This window comes from Campylobacter sp. S4:11 (assembly GCF_024723695.1).
In the GTDB taxonomy this organism is placed as follows: domain Bacteria; phylum Campylobacterota; class Campylobacteria; order Campylobacterales; family Campylobacteraceae; genus Campylobacter_D; species Campylobacter_D jejuni_C.
In genome coordinates this window covers 1-5,257 of sequence record NZ_JANQDC010000035.1, presented here as the reverse complement: position 1 = coordinate 5,257, position 5,257 = coordinate 1, and the positions used below count along the sequence as shown (strand labels likewise).

Annotated in this window: 4 protein-coding genes; all 4 read left to right on the top strand. The window is 31.9% G+C overall.

Annotation, left to right across the window (positions count from 1 at the left end):
- Nucleotides 1–378: 378 nt before the first annotated feature.
- Nucleotides 379–1,791, top strand: coding sequence for an aspartate ammonia-lyase (locus tag CAMP5053_RS07885; RefSeq protein ID WP_214100100.1), 1,413 nt, complete (start codon nt 379–381; stop codon nt 1,789–1,791).
- Nucleotides 1,792–1,809: 18 nt separating this feature from the next.
- Nucleotides 1,810–3,144, top strand: coding sequence for an anaerobic C4-dicarboxylate transporter (locus tag CAMP5053_RS07880; protein ID WP_087699000.1), 1,335 nt, complete (start codon nt 1,810–1,812; stop codon nt 3,142–3,144).
- Nucleotides 3,145–3,240: 96 nt separating this feature from the next.
- Complete coding sequence (locus CAMP5053_RS07875) at nt 3,241–4,584, top strand: TrkH family potassium uptake protein (protein WP_214125546.1); 1,344 nt, start codon at nt 3,241–3,243, stop codon at nt 4,582–4,584.
- Nucleotides 4,581–5,222 carry a potassium channel family protein gene (locus CAMP5053_RS07870; protein ID WP_087698998.1) on the top strand — a complete coding sequence of 214 codons (642 nt, stop codon included), beginning with the start codon at nt 4,581–4,583 and terminating at the stop codon, nt 5,220–5,222. Before CAMP5053_RS07875 ends, CAMP5053_RS07870 begins: the two co-directional genes overlap by 4 nt.
- Nucleotides 5,223–5,257: the final 35 nt, after the last annotated feature.

Here is a 5,257-nt window from a genome sequence, read left to right as displayed (position 1 = left end):
AAAAGCAATAAATTAGTGTTTAACTAGCAAGCTAAGGCTTGTTAGTTTTTAAATACTAGTATGGGATTTTGTTTATTTTTGAAAAATGATTTTCTACAAACTCTAATCAACATAGTTTACATTACAAAATCATCTTATATATACAATAAGTAAACATAAAACAATTAATATTAAATATAAATTACTATAATAAATATCGTAAAACATAAAAATACACACTAAATAATTGATATTAAGAAAATGAATATCAATATCTGGCATATTTTTATATATTTTTATTGAAATTAGTAAAATTTATGAAACTTTTATAAAAAATTGTTATATAATACTCATTAAGTTTATAAACAAAACTTAAATAAAACCCACAAGGAGTACATCATGGGAACAAGAAAAGAACACGACTTTATTGGCGAGTTGGAAATTTCTGACGAGGTTTATTATGGAGTGCAAACTTTTAGAGCACTAGAAAACTTCCATATGAGTGGCAGAAGGTTGCAAGATTATCCTTATTTTGTAAAAGCTTTCGCTCAAGTTAAAAAAGCGGCTGCACTTGCCAACAAAGAAGTTGGAGTTCTTGATGCAGATAAAGCTGATGCTATCGCTAATGCTTGTGATAGATTAATTGCTGGTGAATTTTTAGATCAATTTGTAGTAGATATGATCCAAGGTGGTGCTGGTACTAGTACAAATATGAATACTAACGAAGTTATCACTAATATTGCTCTTGAAAGTATGGGGCATAAAAAAGGAGAATATCAATACCTTCATCCAAATGATCATACAAACTTAGGTCAATCTACAAATGATACTTATCCAAGTTCAATTAAAGTAGCAACCTACGCAAAACTTACTGATCTTTTAAAAGCTATGGAGCTTTTAAAAACTGAATTAGAAGCTAAAGCTAACGAATACAAAGATATCATTAAAATGGGTAGAACAGAGCTTGAAGATGCGGTTCCAACGACTTTAGGAAATACCTTCAATGCTTTTGCTAGCTATATTAAAAGCGATATTGCTAAAATCACAGCAGCCCGTGAATCAATGACTTATTTAAATCTTGGTGCAACAGCTATTGGTACAGGAATTAACTGCCATCCTGATTACAAATTTGTGGTTGAGAAAAAATTAAAAGAAATTACTGGTGTTGAATTTAAACCAGCAGAAGATTTCATTGCAGCTACTCAAGATACAGCTGACTTTGTACATGTAAGTGGTGCATTAAAAACTGCAGCTGTAAGACTATCTAAAATTGCAAATGACTTAAGATTAATGAATTCAGGTCCAAGATGTGGTTTAGGTGAAATTAATCTACCAAAAATGCAACCAGGTAGTTCTATCATGCCAGGTAAAGTAAATCCAGTAATTTGTGAAGCAGTGGGTGAAGCTTGCTATGAAGTTATAGGAAATGATGTTACTATCATGCTTTGCTCTGAAAGAGGTGAGTTTGAACTTAATGCATTTGAACCAGGTATTGCTTATGGATTATTCAACTCTATAGTATTACTTGAAAATGCAATGAAATCTCTAGCTGAAAAAGCTGTAAGAGGTTTGACAGCAAATCCTGAAGCATGCAAACAATCTGTGCTTAATTCAATCGGTATTGTTACAGCATTTAACCCTGTTTTAGGATATGAAAAATCTGCAAGTATTGCTAAAGAAGCTTTAGAAACTGGTAAAGCAGTTGGCGATATTTGTCTTGAAAGAGGATATCTTCCAAAAGAAGAAATTGAAAGAATTTTAACACCAGAAAATATGTTAAATCCTCACATGACAGAAAAAAGAAAAGCTTAATAATTTAGGAGTTTAATCATGGATATTATGATTATTTTACAACTTGTTGTCTTTCTTGGGGCAATCTTCATAGGTATCCGCCTTGGTGGCATAGCAATAGGCTATGCCGGAGGTTTGGGTGTTGTTATTTTAGGTCTTGTTTTAGGTATGAAGCCAGGTAATATTCCTTGGGATGTTATCTTAATCATCGCCGCAGCTATTGCTGCAATTTCAGCAATGCAACAAGCAGGTGGTTTAGATTATATGGTAAAAGTTACCGAAAGAATTTTACGTAAACATCCAAGATTTATCAACTACCTTGCACCAGCTTGCGGTTGGTTACTTACCATTTTAGCAGGTACTGGTAATGCGGTATTTTCATTAATGCCTGTTGTTATTGATGTTGCAAAATCACAAAACATTAAACCATCAGCTCCACTTTCGCTAATGGTTGTTGCTTCACAAATTGGTATTACAGCCTCTCCAGTTAGTGCTGCTGTTGTTTATATGACTGGCGTATTAGAACCGCTTGGTTGGAACTATCCTGCATTAATTGGTATTTGGATTGTAACTACTTTTGCTGCTTGTATGATTACAGCTTTCATTGTAAGTTTAATCACTCCTATGGATCTTAGCAAAGACCCTGTATACCAAGAACGTTTAAAAGCTGGCCTTGTAAAAAGCGCTTCTGATGTTTTACAAAGCGAAGATAAACCAGGTGCAAAACTTTCAGTTGCTATTTTCTTATTCACAGTATTAGCAGTTGTTCTTTATGCTACAGCAATTTCTAACAACATTAAGTGGATTGATCCAGTAGTTATCCCAAGAGATGCTGCGATTATGAGTTTCTTATTAACTGCTGCAACTTTAATTACATTCTTATGTAAAGTTGAACCTGCAAAAATTTTAGATACAAGTGTATTTAAATCAGGTATGACAGCTTGTGTATGTGTATTTGGTGTTGCTTGGCTTGGAAATACTTTCGTTGCAGGTCATGAAGCAGGTATTAAAGAAGTAGCAGGTGAGTGGGTTAAACAAACTCCAGCTATGCTTGCAGTTGCTTTCTTCTTTGCTAGTATGCTTTTATACTCTCAAGCAGCTACTGCAAAAGCTATTGTTCCAGTTATCATTGCTGCATTAGGAATTTCAGCTACAAATCCTGCAGATTCTTATATGCTAGTTGCTTGTTTTGCTGCTGTTTCAGCACTTTTCGTTCTTCCAACTTACCCTACTTTATTAGGTGCAGTTCAAATGGATGATACCGGCACAACAAGAATTGGAAAATTTATATTTAACCATGCATTCTTTATCCCAGGTGTATTAGCTATAGCTATAGCTGTTGCCTTAGGTTTCTTAGCAGTAGGTATGTTTTAATACTCCAACTTTCCACTTTTAAGTGGAAAGTTTTCTTCTTTTACTCATTAACCAATTTTAAGTAGAATGTTTCTTTTTACTTTTTAAAGAAACAAAATGACAAAATTATCTTTAGATAGAAATAATATAAGAATTTTATTTATAGGCTATATACTTATAGCACTTTTTGGTAGTTTTATCCTTATGCTACCTATCATGCACACAAAATCTATATCTTTTTTAGATGCATTTTTTACTAGTGCTTCAGCTGTAAGCATGACAGGACTTGTTGTATTAAATACTTCACTAGATTTTAGCTTTTATGGACAACTTGTTATTTTATTACTTATTCAAATAGGTGGCTTGGGCTATATGAGTATAGCCATGGCTTTATATATTCTAGTGCGTAAGAAAATGAGTTTTGGAGAAAAAAACCTTTTAAGAGAATCTTTGATTTATCCTAGCGCTGATGGACTTGTAGGATTTTTAAAAAAGGTTTTATTTTTTGTATTTGCTATTGAGCTTATAGGAGCAATATTATTATTTTTTAGATTTAAACTTGATATGAATTTAAGTGAAGCTCTATGGGCTAGTATTTTTCACTCTATTTCAGCTTTCAACAATGCTGGTTTTAGTGTATTTGAAAGTGGTTTAATGCCTTATAGAGATGATTTTTGGATTAACTTCATTATCACTTCTTTAGTTATCATTGGAGGTTTGGGTTATTTTGTATTATTAGAATTATACTTTTTCTCCAAAAGACGTTTTGCAACTTTAAGCTTGCACACAAGACTTGTTTTAATTTCTACTGTTGTATTAATTATTTTTGCTAGTTTGGTAGTTTTTTTATTTGAATATCACAACCCAAAAAGTATTGGAGAATTTTCTCTTTTTGATAAAATTATGAGTGCATATTTTACAGCAGTAAATTACCGAACTGCAGGATTTAACACTCTTGATATTAGCACCTTTAAAGACGCAAGTTTATTTTTTGGATCTTTATTTATGATTATAGGTGGTGCACCTGGTGGAACTGCTGGAGGTATCAAAGTAACTACCATTGCTGTGTTATTAATTTATGCTTATTGGAGTATCAAAGACAGCAATACAAGGATTTTTAACTTTGAAATTCCAAATGAAACCATTAATAAAGCTTTTATTATAACAGTAAGCTCTATTGTTTATATCATCACTTGTGTATTAATTTTATCCTTAATTGAAGATGATAAAAGCTTTCTACCCTTACTTTTTGAAACAAGTTCAGCATTTGCTACTGTTGGAGTTTCAGTAGGCGATGGCGGAACTTTGTCACTTAGCGCACTTTTTAATTCCGAAAGCAAACTTATCGTTATTTTACTTATGCTTAGTGGCAGAGTGGGTGTGCTTGCATTTTTATTTAGTATATTTTTTAAAGAAAAAGAAAAATATTTAAATTATCCAAAAGGAAAAATCATATTATGAAAAAAGAAACTTATGGTATTATAGGACTTGGAAGGTTTGGCTCAGTTTTAGCAAAAGAACTTATTGACCAAGGTAAAAGGGTTATTGTTTCAGATATAGATGAAGAAGCAGTTAAAGAACTACAAGATCACGCAGATTTTGCTTATATTCTAGATTCTACCCATACTATAGCTTTAAAAGAAGCAGGTTATGCAAATGCCGATGTTGTCATACTTAGCATAGGTGAAAATTTAGAATCAAGCATACTCACTTTCATGGCCTTAAAAGAAATAGGAGTAAAAAATATCATAGCTAAAGCAAATTCTTCTACACATGGACAAATTCTTTCAAAACTTGGGGTTAATAAAGTCATCTATCCTGAAAAAGAATCTGCAAAGCGTTTAGCTAAAATTCTTATTACTAATCCAAATTTTGAAATCATAGATCTTTCAGCTAACACCATAAAAGTAGCAAAACTTCTAATAGATGAAAATTTAGCAGGAAAAACTTTGCAATTTATTGGACAAAATTTAAAAGTCATTGCACACAAACAGCATGATATTTGGAGTATTATGCCAAATTTAGAAACCACTGCATATTTAAATGATATACTAATGCTACTTGGCACTCAAGAAGAACTAAATCAATATGAATATTAAAAATCTAAAGCTTATTTTTAAGCTTTAGATTTATA

Coding starts and splice junctions, on each gene's coding strand:
- CAMP5053_RS07880 (WP_087699000.1), top strand. CDS start 1,810: ATGGATATTATGATTATTTTACAACTTGTTGTCTTTCTTGGGGCAATC.
- CAMP5053_RS07870 (WP_087698998.1), top strand. CDS start 4,581: ATGAAAAAAGAAACTTATGGTATTATAGGACTTGGAAGGTTTGGCTCA.
- CAMP5053_RS07885 (WP_214100100.1), top strand. CDS start 379: ATGGGAACAAGAAAAGAACACGACTTTATTGGCGAGTTGGAAATTTCT.
- CAMP5053_RS07875 (WP_214125546.1), top strand. CDS start 3,241: ATGACAAAATTATCTTTAGATAGAAATAATATAAGAATTTTATTTATA.